Origin of the sequence: Galbibacter kalidii (assembly GCF_026241135.1) — a bacterium.
Taxonomy (GTDB): domain Bacteria; phylum Bacteroidota; class Bacteroidia; order Flavobacteriales; family Flavobacteriaceae; genus Galbibacter.
In genome coordinates this window covers 73,608-88,721 of sequence record NZ_JAPFGA010000004.1, presented here as the reverse complement: position 1 = coordinate 88,721, position 15,114 = coordinate 73,608, and the positions used below count along the sequence as shown (strand labels likewise).

The following is a 15,114-nucleotide window of genomic DNA, read 5'->3' as shown; positions in this document are numbered from 1 at the left end:
TTAAAAAAGTTAAATCAGATTAATACCCTTCATTCTGCTCCAAATACCCGGGGGAATTGGAAGCTCCGTCTATAGCATCTTGAGGAATAGGGAACAAACGATGATTCACATCACTATCCGTTTTTTCAGTCCATGAATCTTCATAATGCCCAAATCGGATTTGATCTCCTCTTCTAAACCCTTCCCAATACAATTCAAAACCACGCTCACGATACAGGGTTTCTATATCAATCGAAGAAAGTGCCTGAGGAATAGGTTCCCGGGCAGTTCTGGAAGTCCTTACGGTATTCACATCGGCTAAAGCACCTGCATTATCCCCGTTTCTCAATTTGGCTTCTGCACGCATTAAAAATATTTCAGCATAACGCATCAAGACAAGGTCTACACTGCTGTAATTGTTCCCGTTGGGCGAAGTATGGCTAAACTGGTATTTGGAAACACGGTAACCATTCCTGTGCAATCTTCCTTCATTGGTGAAATCAACTTGCTCAATATGATTTACATATCCCACATCCTTATCAGGGCCATTTCCTTTTATTTGTTTTACAGGATAGATTCGATAACCGCCATCACAGGTGTAGAACGAACCGTTTTCATCTTTTCTAGGCCCCCAAATGATACCTCTTATAATCCCTCTGTCGATCTCAAAATCTTCAGCAGCAATACAATAGTAATGATCCTGATCATTTAAGGGTGAAAGTCCGCTTAGATCCTGAAGTTCTTCCGGAATCTCCTGATTTTTCTTATAAAACCTTGCATCAGCATCAGCAGGATCTACACCTCCATAGGCATCCACCCATGTTTGGTAGAAATCCGATGTAATGGCCGGACCGTCGGTTCCATCTGCACTTGGATGTTCAGGTCTGGGAAACCAAGATCCTGCAAGCGACCAATATGCCCAACGACTATGCTCCCTTCTCAGCACACCTCGTTGATCCAATGCAAAGATCAATTCAGCATTCTTGTGATTATTATCATTAAACAAATCGAAGTATTCCGGTGATAAATTGAATTTACCCGAATCGATAATATTGCTTGTGTACATGATCACCTTGTCCATATCTTCTTGAGTGAATTGTGGCGTTCCGTATGGATCGCGATAAACAGCAGCATTCAGATACAGTCTTGCTAACAGACCCCAAACTGCGCCTTGTGTCATTCGACCAGGTTCCCTGTCGGTATTGATAACATCTACCACTGATAAAAGTTCATTTTCAATATAACCGATAGCCTCTTCCCGGCGGAGAATTTCAGAATCTTCATCCGATACTTCTTTTTTGAATACCAATCCCCAACTATCCAGCATCAGCATGTTTAAATAAGCTCTTAAGGCGATCATTTCGTACAAAGCTCCTTCGGCTTCCGTATCTCCTTCTTCTGCCAAAGGTCTTAAAACCTCTATAGCCAAAAGTGTTCTCGATATATTTTTGGTTACCTCATTCCATGCGCTCCCAACCAAATCATTACTTGGAGAAATGGTATGCGCATGGGCATCCAGAAATTTTCCGCCATCAAACCAGTCTGTTCCTCCGCGATAAGGCAATATGGCTTCATCAGCAGGAATTAATTGTAAACCGTAATAATTGGTGTGCCTCCATGTCCATGATACTTGTCCATAAGCCGGGGCTATCGCACCACTAATGGTTTCAGCCTGTCCGCTTCCCTCTAGGGATTCGTCTAAAACGTCTTCTTCTAAATCGGTACAACTTACATTTGACAGTAAGAAAACCCCGAAAAGTGTAATTAAAATAGTATTCTTCATTTTGAAGTGTTTTTTTGATTAGAATGATACATTTAAACCAAGAAGTATTGTTCTTGATTTTGGATAGTTGAAATAATCAATTCCGAATGTCTGGATTCCATCCATTGAGAGATTGGAATTGATTTCCGGGTCATATCCGTTATAATCGGTAATGACAAATAGATTCTGACCTGTTAAGGAAAATCGGATGTTAGTAAGCACATTATCCAAACCTATCTGTTTCGGATCCAAGTTATACCCCAGACTCGCGTTATTCAACCGTAGAAAATCACCGTCTTCCAAATAGCGGGTCGATACGGTATTGGAGTTTGTGATATCCTCGTTAGGATATTGAGTTGTCATATCAGTGGTATTAAAATTGGAAACCAATTGTCCTTTATTAAATAATGTCATGGCATTGTGGTTGTATACTTTATTACCGGATACACCATTAAAATTCAATTCAAAATCAAAGCTTTTGTAAGCCAGGTTCAGATAAAAAGCATAAACCAGATCCGGTAATGCGCTGCCCACTATTGTGCGCTCATCAGACAATAAACTCAAACCATCATCACCAATCCCCAAAAATTCCTGCATATAAAATGATCCTATGGGTTCTCCATTGATATTACCATTTATGGTTGCATCGGTTTGTCCGGCGCCTTGTGCGGCACCCGTAGTTAACACTTTATATGGAGAATCCACAACTTCATTCTTTGTATAAGCCATATTACCCCCAATATTGTAGCTGAAATCTTCAGTGAAATTCCCTCTATAATCCAAAGCGACTTCAAGTCCGTTGTTTTTGATTTGCATATTCGGGATATTGGTCCAATACCTGTCCGTTGGTTGCACCGGATCTGCCGGGGTTACTTCCAGCAAAATGTTTTCAGAAACTTTATTGAAGTAGTCTATCGTCCCTGTCAGTTTATAATTAAAGAAGCCGAAATCAAGCCCAACGTTGGTTTGCGTGGAAACCTCCCACTGAATATCGGGATTGGCCAAACGCGTAAAAATGGTTCCGTATGGGTAATCATCTATATTCGTTTCATTTCCATTAATAGGATAAGTATCATTTTCACCTTTGCTATCGGAAAAACTCAACTTTGTTATTTTAGGAGGAATTTCCTGATTCCCTGTCCTACCCCAGCTCGCTCTTAATTTAAGATTGTTTATAACATCAGATGAACTTAAGAAATCTTCATTCATGATATTCCAACCTAAAGCAACAGAAGGGAAATATCCATATTTATTATTGTCACCAAATTTTGACGAACCATCGGCCCGCATGGTCGCTGTAAGCATGTACCTGCTGTCGTATACATAATTAAGCCGGCCAAAGAAAGATTGCAACTGATTTTCAAAAGCATAAGTACTCATATATGTCGGTGTACTTTCCCCACTGATCTGATCTTGATACTTCGGATCTATTCCATTATCCGAAAACCCTTCTAAATCAAAACGCTTTTGATGCGCAAAGGTCTCTTGATAGGTTTGCCCCACCAAAAAAGACACATTGTGCTTTTCCGTATAATAATTATAGGTCAAGGTATTCTCTACCAAAAAGTTTTTATTGGTTGTAGTGATAGAATTTAAACCACCGTTAATATAATCTTCCAACAGTGGATAGGGCTTGTATTGAATATCTCTATTTGTGGTCGAATAATCAGCTCCTACATTTAATTTATAAGTCAAGCCATCTATAATTTCAACTGAAGGGGAAATATTGACCAGAATACGGTTGTTTATCGCATCGTCACTGTAAATCTCCTCACGGGTCAGCGGGTTTAGCATATTATCCAACAAGGTTGGTTCACCATTGGTATAAACCGGAGTTGTAGGGTTCAACTGCAACATATTAGTAACCATAGCCCTGGAGTCTACCCTGGTATTCTCTGTTCTTGTTGCTGATAAGTTAAATGTTACATTCAACCGGTCTTCAAGTGCCTTTTGAGTAAGATTCAAACGCCCTGAATAAAGCTTAAGATCGTTTCCTCTTAAAATTCCTTCCTGATCTTTAACCCCCAGTGCGCCATAATATGAAAAATTATCACTCGCATTACTCATTGATAAATTTACATTCTTGGAATAAGCTGTTCGGGTCAATTCATCTTGCCAATCAGTATTTGCACCACCATCATCGAGGGTACCCCCGGCAGCTACCACTTGTTGGCGGAATTCATCAGCAGTAAACACATCCACTTTATTGGCAAGGGTAGAAACACCCGATGTTATACTCAAGTCCATTTGCGCCTTACCGGACTTTCCTTTTTTAGTGGTAATTACAATCACCCCATTGGCTGCTCTCGATCCATAAATTGCTGTAGCAGACGCATCTTTTAACACATCTATACTTTCAATGTCTTCTGAATTGATAAAGTTTAACGGATTGGTTGCTACCCCTGTTGAAGAATTGTCCAATGCAAAACCATCCACTACATAAAGAGGGGTCGTACCGGCACGCATACTCCCTACACCACGAATAATCACATCTTGTGAGGCTCCGGGTTCTCCATTAACTACGGAAACATTTACCCCGGCAATCTTACCTTGCAAAAGCTGCCCCGGATTGCTCACCAAGCCTTTGTTAAAATCTTCATTAGCTACCGATCCGATAGATCCGGTTACATCGGTTTTCTTTTGGGTTCCATATCCAACCACAACAACCCCTTCCAATTCCATTTGGTCTGTCTGCACCACTATAGAAAGATCGTTATAATTTGTAATGCTCACTCCTTGAGGTTTCATCCCCACATAACTGAATTTAAGTACATCCCCTATTTCAACTTCTATAGTGAAATTTCCGTCAAAATCGGTGAGCACTCCTCGGGTTGTCCCTTCTATTGTCACGTTAGCGCCTGGTATGGGAGCACCTTCTTCGTCTACTACCAGACCTGAAATGCTTGTTTGTGCCCATGAAATAGACATAAAGCCCATTAAAAACACAAACAGTATTGAATTAAAATGTTTAAACATGTTATGATATTGATTTAAATGTTAGTTGCGCAAAGTAATAGCGATGAAAATCAGAAGTCGTTACCCTTAAATGAAGAAAGCAACAAGTTTGTTTGAACTTAATGTTAAAAGTGTTAATTCAACATTAATGGTTAACCTGGTATTCCTTTAAAAAATCAAAGTAGTTAACCTTAACCTGAGATAGATTTAATTTTATGTTTAAATTCGCTTATAGACGATATTGTAGTTTTACCCGCATGCAAACAAAGTATCTTTATTTAGGTTTCCTCATTTTATTTTTTGTTAGTGGCAAGGCCCAACAAACAAAAATTCATTCCCATAACGATTATGAGCATCCCGTTCCGTTTTGGAATGCTTTTTCGTCAGGTGTACATTCTATTGAAGTCGATGTATTCCTAAAAAACGGACAATTGTATGCTACACATAGCGAAGGCGAAATCAAGAAAGGCCGGTATATAGAGAATCTGTACCTTCAACCTTTACAAAAGGCATTCGCTTTGGGTCTTGGAGAAAAACAAGACCTTCAATTGCTCATTGATTTTAAATCTGATGCTTACAAAACGCTGGATGCCTTAATTGTCACTTTAAAAAAGTACCCTAAGCTGACTCAAAACAAAAAACTAACATTTGTTATTTCCGGGAATCGCCCAAAACCATCGGAATACATAAATTACCCTGAATTTATAAAGTTCGATTATCAAGATCTGGAAAACATTCCTAAAGAATCCTGGGAGAAAGTAGCGCTCATCAGCCTGAGTTTCCGCAATTACTCTCAATGGAACGGCCTGGGAAGACTTACAAAAGAAGACTTGGAAAAGGTTACTGAAGTTATCAACAAAACGCATGCATACAACAAACCTTTCCGTTTTTGGGCCACTCCGGACACCAAAACAGCGTGGAAAGCCTTTTCTGATCTCGGGATTGATTTTATCAATACTGATTATCCTTTTACCTGTGTGAATTATGTCGGTACACTATCAAAACGCGTATATACCAACACGGTGTTTTCAGAAGTATATCATCCTACTTTCAAACACGATCAAAAGCCGGAAACCGTCAAAAATGTCATTTTGATGATAGGAGATGGCAATGGTTTAACACAGCTTTCCGCAGCCACTTTGGCCAATAATGGTGCATTGACCATTACACAACTAAAAAGTATAGGTCTGTTGAAAACCCAATCTTCAGATGATTTTACTACGGATTCAGCAGCGGGAGGAACTGCTTACGCTACAGGAGAAAAGACTTACAACCGATCTATTGGAATGGACTCGTTGCGACAGCCCATCACCAACATCACAGAACTACTCCATCCTAACGGTTATAACATCGGTCTTGTGACTACCGATCAGATTACAGGAGCTACGCCCTCAGCATTTTATGCCCATGTGAAGGATCGCGGTATGACTTCAGGTATTGTTGAAGATTTTTTAGAAAGCAATGTTAGTTTATTTGCTGCCGGTGGGAAAGATCACTTTAAGTCCTATGGAGATTTCACTCTTGTCGATTCCCCCAATGCCATTGCCCAAGCAAAAACTGATAAAGTCGGTTATTTTATGGCTAAAAATGGAGTTCCTTCTGTTCTTGAAGGAAGAAATGATTTACTGGCAGAAGTTACCCAAAACAGCTTAACGTATTTAAAAGACAAACAAAAACCATTTTTTCTGATGGTTGAAGCTGCAAAAATTGACAGTGGCGGACATGCCAACAGTACAAGTACCATTGTAAGCGAAGGCATTGATTTTGACAAAGCCGTAAGCCAAGCCATCCTGTTTGCCGATCAAAACCCGGGAACCCTAGTCATTATTACTGCTGATCACGAAACCGGAGGGTTTAGCATCCCTCAAGGGGATATGAAAAACCATACCATTGAAGGTGATTTTACTACAAACGATCATACCGGCACACTAATTCCTATTTTTGCTTACGGACCGCATTCAAATAAATTTACCGGAGTGTATGAAAACAATGAGGTATTCCACAAAATTTTAAAATTACTTCAAATCGACACAAAATAAAACCCACTTAGTGAGTGGATGGTTAATAACCTTTTGATAAAAAAGAGCCTACATTAATAAAATGTTATGGCTCTTTTTTTATTTTCGTTGTATCTTATAAGGGTTTTAAAAAATTTGAAGACCTATGTCACACTGAGCTTGTCGAAGTGCAATAGAAATGAAATCGTCTTCGACAGGCTCAGACTGACAATTTGTGTAAAAACAAAATTTTTAGACATCCTTATAATTGCCCAAAATTTCGACCTACATTAAGTCATTCCTTTTTAGAATAGAAAAAATGAAGCAGTACCACGATCTTGTAAAGCATGTTTTAGAACATGGAAATGAAAAAGGAGACCGGACAGGAACCGGAACAAAAAGCGTTTTTGGCTACCAAATGAGGTTCGACCTGAGCGAAGGTTTCCCTATGGTGACGACCAAAAAGCTACATCTAAAATCCATTATCTACGAACTGCTTTGGTTTTTGAAAGGAGATACCAATGTAAAATATTTACAGGAAAACGGTGTACGTATCTGGAATGAATGGGCTGATGAAAATGGTGATCTCGGACCTGTTTACGGACATCAGTGGAGGAATTGGAACAGCGAAGAGATCGATCAGATAAAAGAGGTGATCAATACGCTTAAAAACAACCCAAACAGCAGGAGAATGATGGTTTCTGCATGGAATCCGAGTGTTATGCCGGATACTTCTGTTTCTTTTTCAGAAAATGTGGCCAACGGCAAAGCAGCGCTACCTCCGTGTCACGCTTTTTTCCAGTTTTATGTAGCTGACGGAAAGCTGTCTTGCCAGTTATACCAACGCAGTGCCGATATTTTTCTGGGTGTACCTTTTAATATTGCTTCCTATGCCTTGTTTACCATGATGATGGCTCAGGTTTGCGGCTATGAGCCCGGTGATTTTGTTCACACCTTTGGCGATGCCCATATCTACAACAACCACATGGAACAATTAGAGCTACAACTCTCAAGAGAACCAAGACCACTTCCTGTCATGAAACTGAATCCGGAAGTGAAAAACATATTCGATTTTAAATTTGAAGATTTTACGTTAGAGAATTACGATCCACACCCGCATATTAAAGGTGTTGTAGCGGTGTAATGTGCGAGGGGAATATATCTGATTGTTCATAATTTTTAACGGCTTGATACGTAAAGCTTTAGTTAAAATCATTACTTTTAACTGTCAAACTAACAGCATATACGAAATTCATGATCGTTACCAATGAAATAATCAATGATTTTCTTCAGACAAGACAAACCACCGAAGAAATTTGTGCTCCGTTAACACAAGAAGATTACGTGGCGCAATCGGCTAACTTTGTTTCTCCTCCGAAATGGCATTTGGGAAACACCACTTGGTTTTTTGAAGAATTTGTCCTGAAGAAGTTTGATGAAAATTATACTGAATACAATCCGCAGTATAGTAACATTTTTAAAAGTGATTATCAAAATCTTTCAAAAACAGGTCGCGGGAACTTGACTCGCCCTTCTATTGAAGAAGTTTATACCTACAGGGACCATGTCACCAATTATCTTTCTGAGTTTCTGGACGATTATTTAACCGAAGAAGTAGCAGAATTGGTGATGCTTGGTATTCACTACGAAAAAAGACACCAGGAATTGCTCTTTACCGATATCAAATACATTCTGGGGACTAATCCTTTATTTCCTGTATTTTCTGAAACTTTTGAAGAAAATAAGATCGAAAAGCAGAAATCAAAGTGGATCAAAACACCAAAAGGCATTTATGAAATAGGCCATGCTACCAAAGACTTTTGTTTTGATAACGAATTGGGCAAGCACAAGGTATATCTTCACAATTATAAAATCAAGAACAAACTCATCACTAACGAAGAATATTTGGAATTTATCAATGATGGTGGGTATTCCAATTTTGATTTTTGGCATGCAGAAGGATGGGAATGGATCAAAAAAAACCAGATTGAAGCCCCTTTGTATTGGCATAAAATAGATGGCGAATGGCATCAATACACCTTCAAAGGATTAAAAAAACTCCATCTTCAAGCCCCTGTGGCCCATGTTTCCTATTATGAGGCATTTGCCTATGCCGAATGGCGCGGTTTACGATTGCCAACGGAATTCGAATGGGAAACTGCACAAGATTATTTTGACTGGGGAAAACGCTGGGAATGGACGGCAAGCGCTTATCTTCCTTATCCAAAATACAAAAAAAACCAAGGTAGTTTAAAAGAGCGGACGGGAAAATTCATGGTCAACCAAAAGGTATTACGAGGCGGTTCTGTTGTTACCTCCAAAAGCCTCACCCGTTATACCTACAGGAATTTCCTTCACCCACATTCTCGATGGCAATTTACCGGTATCAGGCTTGCAAAATGATAACATCATACGGTTGATCTACACGTAGAGTACCGCATTTTCAGTACCAGCATAATCATTCCATTTGAATGCGTCAGCTTCGGCTTCATTGGTGTATGTTCCGTCTATGATATATCGGAATTCATAAGTCATGTCTTTCGGCACTTCAAAAGTTCCTTTAAAATTGCCGTTCTTCAGCTTTTTTAAACATGCTTCTTTAGAATTCCAGTTGTTGAAATCGCCTACAACGACCACTTCATTTGCTTCTTTAGCAGGCACAGTAAATGTCACCTTACACACTGGTCTTGACTTTAAGTATTGTTTCATAATTGCCATAATTCTCAAGTATTTGATTTAATGGTTATCCTCTCAAAATTAAGTTATAAAATCAGCATAAACAACTAAAAAACAACTATTTATCATTTTATTAAAACAGCCTTAACCAAAACTTCAAATACTTAAAAATACACGGCTATGAATAAAAAATGCTACGCTATTGGTGTTTCAGGATATTAGCCAATTTATCCACATCTTTTTTGCTGTTATAGATGTGAAAACTTACTCTGGCACCTTTGCCCCGCATGGAAAAAATAATATCCCTCGATTTCATGGCTCCAACCATTTTATTATCAATCTCCAAATTGAATATGGTAGAATGCTCCTTTCTACTGCAAACCTCCTCGGAGATGACCTTCAGCTCGCTCAAACGTTCTTTGGCATATACTGATAATTCTTTGAGGTAATCCTGAATAACCTCCATTCCTATGGTGCTGAATTGTTGCAGGGAAAAATTCAAGCTCCCCAAAGTCAAGGTATCGAGATGTCCCGGCTCAAAATGATACATCAAGTGGTTTTTTCCCTCCAAAAATGGCTCTGGTAGTGGTTCAAACGCAAAAGAATCAGGAAAAAGCATTTCGCTCATCCTTTCAGAAAACAGCATAAATCCGTTGAAATAACTGGAAAGCAACCATTTGTAGCAACTGCTTCCCAACACATCGATCCCCGAATCTTTAAAAGAAAACGCTTCTGTTCCACAATATTGAGTTCCATCAGCTAAAAAAATCACTTCGGGATAATCTTTTTTCAGTTGTTTGATAAAATTGAGATCTATTTTTACACCACTGATGTATTGTACAATACTAAAAGCAAATATGTCAGGTTCATCCGTTTTAAAAGCCTCTTCAATCCTATTTTCCAGATCGCGATCGACCTTTACAAAAGACACTTTATCAAATCCCCCGCTTAAAAAAGGCCAATTCACAGAAGGATAATCTTCCTCCAGCAGCAGTACTTTTTTCTTCTTATTGATACCATTCACAAATGTTTTTAATCCGAATGAAAAATTAGGAACAAGCATTGTACTTTCAACATCAGCATCAAAAAAACCGGCAACGGTTTTGCGTATCTCCTCAATACGTTTTCCGGCGGAATCCCTGAGTTTGCTTCCACTTATCAGGTAATCAATATCCTGGCCTTGCCGCCATTCCATCAAACTTTCATACATCAAACCGGATGCTGCGGTATTTAAATAGGTTGAGTGATTTGCTAAGGGAAAGTCATTGGTGAATTTTTCTATTGTCATAAACCTTTTAGATTGATTCCCTAAAGGTAAGACACGTTTTAGAATGCCACAACATCTATATCAAGAAAAGAAATTCCAGACTACTCCAAAACGAATAATAAAATCGCGATACGGATTGTTTGGTGCACTGTAATAGTTGTTTTCAGAGAAAAACGAGTTGAGGTGTTCAGCTTTTAGATAAATGCGCGTACGGCGTACTTTTGCATTGATGAAAAAGTCCATCATCGGGAATTCCCCGATCTCTTCCCTGTCCTGAATCAAGAGTTCTCCCAAAACAGGGCTATAGGAATTCATATAATATTTACTGAAATATCTCACCGTTACCCCTGTTTGTAGGTAAAGTGCTTTGTCAAACAAATGATTGGAGTAGTAAAGTGTATTTCGAGTCACAATCTCCGGCACATTTAAAATGTTTTCACTCTGACTTACGCTTTGAAACATCACCGTATTGGCCAGTCCCCATCGGCGTAAAAAGTGCAAATCATTGCTGAATTTCACTTTCATCGAATTAATAGAGCCTTGAAACTGCATAGGATCTACATATTGTACATCATCCTCTGTTGTAGAGGGCGAATCCCCTTGATCGATCCTTTCCTTGAAATACGCATATTTGTCCATTACGGTATAAGCAACATCCACACTCCCCCATTTTTTATGGCTGATCGCTCCTTGTATGGTGTATATCTTTTGCTTTTCAAAATTCTCGGTATTTTGCCAATTGTATTCTTTGTAATCACTTTGATAAAGGAGGTAGTTAAAGTTAGGCATCCTTGACGAGGAGTGTAAGGATGCGTTCACATTTAAATTATCCTTTAACTGATATTCCATTTTTCCGTTGAAAGTCGTTCCTCCCATATCGCCAACGATATTCTGGGTAAAATCGCCCGCCAATGAAAATCCGCCTATCCGTTTGGACCATTTCCCCCCGAGGGAAATTTCATTATCCCGAAGCTGATTGGTAATCACATCTTCCTCTGAGATCACCAAACTATTGAAAAAGTAATTGTATTTGTAATAGTTCACCAAAAACGTAGCCTTTCCGGTGATTTTATTGCTGTAGTTCAAATTCAACTGATGGGTGGTGGTTCTCAGTTTTGCTTTGTCATTCAGGTTTGAGGTTTGATAAGCATCTCCAAAATAAGCATTCGCCCCATTTTGCCGATACTCATACGTCTTGGTTTCATGAGTGAGGATATGTCCCAACGAAAGGCCATAATTTTTTAAAGAATCCTGTTGTTTGGCAATAAAAAATTCATGATCCAGAAAATAACGTTTCCCCAACAAGAAATTCTCAGCATCTTCAAACTTCACATCAATACGGGAACGGTCATCAAACTCATCGTCTTCCCCGGTAAACTGCTCCGGAACGGCCAATCCACCGTTTTCTTCATTCAAAATATCTTGTGCTGCATAATGCAATCGCATTCTGTACCGTCCGTTTTTGGTCTGGTAGCTGGTAGTAAATCTGAAATTCCCCGTACTTGACAAGATATTTTTATATTTTCCCAAAGAGCGCATTCCTTTATAGGCAATGGACATATTGAGTTGCGGGGAAGTATTCAATGTGATCATCGCATCCAGGATCTGTCCTTGCTCCATAACCGTTTTATAGAAAAGTTCGGTTGTTGGTGTGGGCACCCTGTAATATTTGATATCTTCCACCTCCATATAGTTATTGTGCTTGGCCGTCTGCCCCATTCTCGGATAAAAACTCGACTCTTTTACACGCACCCCTAGTACGTTGTACGTCTGTCCCACATTGGCAAACGGAAGCAATTCAAAATCGTCTCTCCGAAGGTAATTATACTTGTATTCTTTCTGTATGGTCAGGGTTGTATCAAAATGTGTAGTATCCCTTGCATAAGAGATGATTTTATAATCTTCAATAGGAAATTCGCCATCTTTCCCTTTCTTCTTTTTTGGTTGTTTTCTTTTTTGGGCAGCAACCAGGGTTGTGTCGTTAACAACTTCAGGAACCGTATCCTTATCAAGCTCAGGAATAGGTTTGTCTTGCGCATTGGTGAACCCAATACCAAACGCAAAAAAGACTAACAAAAAACAAACCCTCTTGGGATAAGCCCACGAGATATTAGGCAGAAAACCTAAAAAACATTTCGACACAAGCGTCGGAACATATAAAATCTCACTTCGTGAGTTAATACACTTCATCCATTTTTATTTGAAAAACAAAAGTACAGTATTTGAACGAAAATAAAAGTTTGAAATTGTGGAATGGAGATTTTTCAAGTAAAAGTGCTAAAATTTTCAAATCACGAATTCCAAGCACCAAATGCCAAATGCCAAATGCCAAAATTTTACATCCCTGAGAAGTTGAGCCCCTCAAGGGTTTGAAACCCTTGAAGAGTTTTATAGAGAAGAGCTAATTTTTACTATTTTTACAACTACATTGATTCTATTTTATGCTGAAATCACATTCTTCATACCCTCTTGAAGCCGGCACCGACGAAGCCGGAAGAGGATGTTTGGCCGGCCCCGTGACGGCCGCTGCCGTTATTCTCCCTCCTGATTTTGAAAATAAAGTCATTAACGACTCCAAGCAACTAAGCGAACGCAAACGTAATCTACTAAAGCCCATCATCGAAGAAGAGGCCTCTTTTTTTGGTGTTGCCCATATTTTTCCTGTGGAAATAGATGAAATAAACATCCTGAACGCCTCCATTTTGGGAATGCACAAAGCTTTGAAGCAATTACAGACTGCTATCGAGTATATTATTGTTGATGGAAACAAATTCAAACCCTATTTGGATATTCCGTATCAATGTATCGTAAAAGGGGACAGTAAATATTTGAGTATTGCCGCAGCATCTATCTTGGCAAAAACTTATCGTGATGCTTATATGGAAAAGATCCATGAAGAGTTTCCTATGTATAATTGGAAAAAGAACAAGGGTTACCCCACAGTAGAACACAGGGAAGCCATAAAAAAATATGGTATCACCAAATACCACCGAAAATCTTTTCGGTTATTGCCTGAGCAGTTGAAGTTTGATTTGTGATCTTCTATTCCAACCAATAACAAAAAAAGCTGCCTGAAATTAGGCAGCCTTTGTCAAATTTAATATGTTAGAGAGTTTATAAACCGTATCCCGGGTTTTGTTCAAGAAGTGAATTTACATCCATTTCTCTTTGCGGAATAGGGTAGATGAGTTTGTTGTCATCCGAAGGAATTGTTCCTACTGCTCTTCCGGTTCTTTTTAGGTCATGGATTAGGAAACCTTCAAAGCCCAATTCCAACTCCCTTTCTAAAAGAATATCGTCAAGGGTTACGGCAGCTAAAGCCTCTGCATTAGCCCGTATTCTGATTTCATTAATGTCGTCAACAGGACTATTGCCGATGAATGTTCCTTCATTTAGGTTAGCTTCAGCTCTGATAAGATACATTTCAGCAAGACGGACAAGTGTGATGTTTCCGTATTGATTGGTGTATTTGGATGTCAGTCTTCCTCCTCCTTGTGCACTGGGATAAAAGAATGAAGCTCTCACATCATCAGCCGAATCAAACATGGCGAGGTATTCGTCGTTGACAGTGATATCATCTCCTCTTCCTCCGTTGGGTTGATCTGCATAATGAACAATGAGTTGGTTGGTCCCGCCTTGGGTGGTTACCTGAAAGGCAAACAGGTCTTCGGAAGAATCAACATCGTTATTAAACGCAGCTGCATAGGTACCGGTTAAAGCGTGCCCACTATTTTCAATAACATCATGTGCTGTATCTCTGGCACCTGCATAATCTCCTTGTTGAAGATAGACTCTGGCCAGTAACGCTTGTGCTGAATACTTATCGGCAAAGAAGCTATTTGTAGCAGGTAATAACCCATAAGCATCGTTTAAATCATTAATAACCTGAATGTATACTTCTTCAACACTGCTCCTCGGGAGTTCTAAATCTCCGGAATAATCGATAATCCCTTCTAGGGAAAGAGGAACTCCGGGCTGGCTGTTTTGCTGTCCGGCTACATATTGACTACCGAAAAGCCTCACCAAATCAAAATAAGCAAGGGCGCGAATAAATTTTGCTTCTCCGAGTACCGTGCTCTGAACTTCGGCTTCAACAATGTCGATATGATCGATTACCAGATTGGCTTGATTTATAACTTCGTACGAGTTCAACCAGTAGTCCCTGATAAAGCTGTTGTCGGTCAATATGTTTTTATTGAAAACTTCTCTGGGTTGTTGGAAGGTACCATTCCACGAAGCTTGACTTGTAAATCCATATAGGTCTGAAAGCATTTGAAGGCGGCCACCATAGGAATCAGATTGCCCTGCTTCTGCATAAGTACCTATAAGGATGTTCTGTATGTTTTCCGAAGTGGAAAGCGCTGTTTCTACAGAAATTGATTGAGCGGGTTCAAGGTTGAGTTCATCTTCGCATGAAGCAAATAAGATAATCAAAACCAGAATCCCTGTAAGGTTATATCTTTTCATAATACGTTTCA

10 protein-coding genes are annotated in these 15,114 nt (G+C 39.3%); 4 read left to right on the top strand and 6 right to left on the bottom strand.

Features of this window, described 5'->3' with window-relative positions:
• Positions 1 to 19: 19 nt before the first annotated feature.
• Entirely contained in the window at positions 20 to 1,762 is a 1,743-nt protein-coding gene (locus tag OOZ15_RS05800) for a RagB/SusD family nutrient uptake outer membrane protein (protein ID WP_265955003.1), read from the bottom strand.
• Positions 1,763 to 1,780: 18 nt separating this feature from the next.
• Entirely contained in the window at positions 1,781 to 4,717 is a 2,937-nt protein-coding gene (locus OOZ15_RS05795; RefSeq protein WP_265955002.1) for a SusC/RagA family TonB-linked outer membrane protein, read from the bottom strand.
• 236 nt (positions 4,718 to 4,953) lie between these two features.
• On the opposite strand from OOZ15_RS05795, the gene OOZ15_RS05790 reads away from it, so the two are divergent.
• The 3 genes from OOZ15_RS05790 to egtB all read left to right on the top strand — a co-directional run bounded on the left by OOZ15_RS05790 (position 4,954) and on the right by egtB (position 9,096).
• On the top strand, positions 4,954 to 6,735 hold the full coding sequence (locus OOZ15_RS05790; protein ID WP_265955001.1) for an alkaline phosphatase: 1,782 nt from the start codon (positions 4,954 to 4,956) through the stop codon (positions 6,733 to 6,735).
• A gap of 277 nt (positions 6,736 to 7,012) precedes the next feature.
• Positions 7,013 to 7,837 (top strand): thymidylate synthase, encoded by an 825-nt coding sequence (locus OOZ15_RS05785; protein ID WP_265955000.1) that lies wholly within the window; start codon positions 7,013 to 7,015, stop codon positions 7,835 to 7,837.
• Positions 7,838 to 7,947: 110 nt separating this feature from the next.
• Positions 7,948 to 9,096: an ergothioneine biosynthesis protein EgtB gene (egtB, locus tag OOZ15_RS05780; protein ID WP_265954999.1), complete on the top strand. Its 1,149-nt coding sequence runs from the start codon at positions 7,948 to 7,950 to the stop codon at positions 9,094 to 9,096.
• A gap of 18 nt (positions 9,097 to 9,114) precedes the next feature.
• On the opposite strand, the gene OOZ15_RS05775 is transcribed toward egtB, so the two are convergent.
• The 3 genes from OOZ15_RS05775 to OOZ15_RS05765 form a co-directional block, all read right to left on the bottom strand.
• Positions 9,115 to 9,411 (bottom strand): isoamylase early set domain-containing protein, encoded by a 297-nt coding sequence (locus OOZ15_RS05775; RefSeq protein ID WP_265954998.1) that lies wholly within the window; start codon positions 9,409 to 9,411, stop codon positions 9,115 to 9,117.
• Between the two features lie 157 nt (positions 9,412 to 9,568).
• Positions 9,569 to 10,657: an aminotransferase class V-fold PLP-dependent enzyme gene (locus tag OOZ15_RS05770; RefSeq protein ID WP_265954997.1), complete on the bottom strand. Its 1,089-nt coding sequence runs from the start codon at positions 10,655 to 10,657 to the stop codon at positions 9,569 to 9,571.
• 60 nt (positions 10,658 to 10,717) lie between these two features.
• Positions 10,718 to 12,712, bottom strand: a complete 1,995-nt coding sequence (locus OOZ15_RS05765; RefSeq protein WP_265954996.1) for a putative porin — start codon at positions 12,710 to 12,712, stop codon at positions 10,718 to 10,720.
• A 365-nt stretch (positions 12,713 to 13,077) separates the two neighbouring features.
• Here OOZ15_RS05765 and rnhB point away from each other — a divergent pair, with 365 nt between their 5' ends.
• On the top strand, positions 13,078 to 13,674 hold the full coding sequence (gene rnhB / locus OOZ15_RS05760) for a ribonuclease HII (RefSeq protein WP_265954995.1): 597 nt from the start codon (positions 13,078 to 13,080) through the stop codon (positions 13,672 to 13,674).
• A 76-nt stretch (positions 13,675 to 13,750) separates the two neighbouring features.
• Here rnhB and OOZ15_RS05755 read toward each other — a convergent pair whose 3' ends face one another.
• On the bottom strand, positions 13,751 to 15,103 hold the full coding sequence (locus OOZ15_RS05755) for a RagB/SusD family nutrient uptake outer membrane protein (protein WP_265954994.1): 1,353 nt from the start codon (positions 15,101 to 15,103) through the stop codon (positions 13,751 to 13,753).
• Between the last annotated feature and the right edge of the window lie 11 nt (positions 15,104 to 15,114).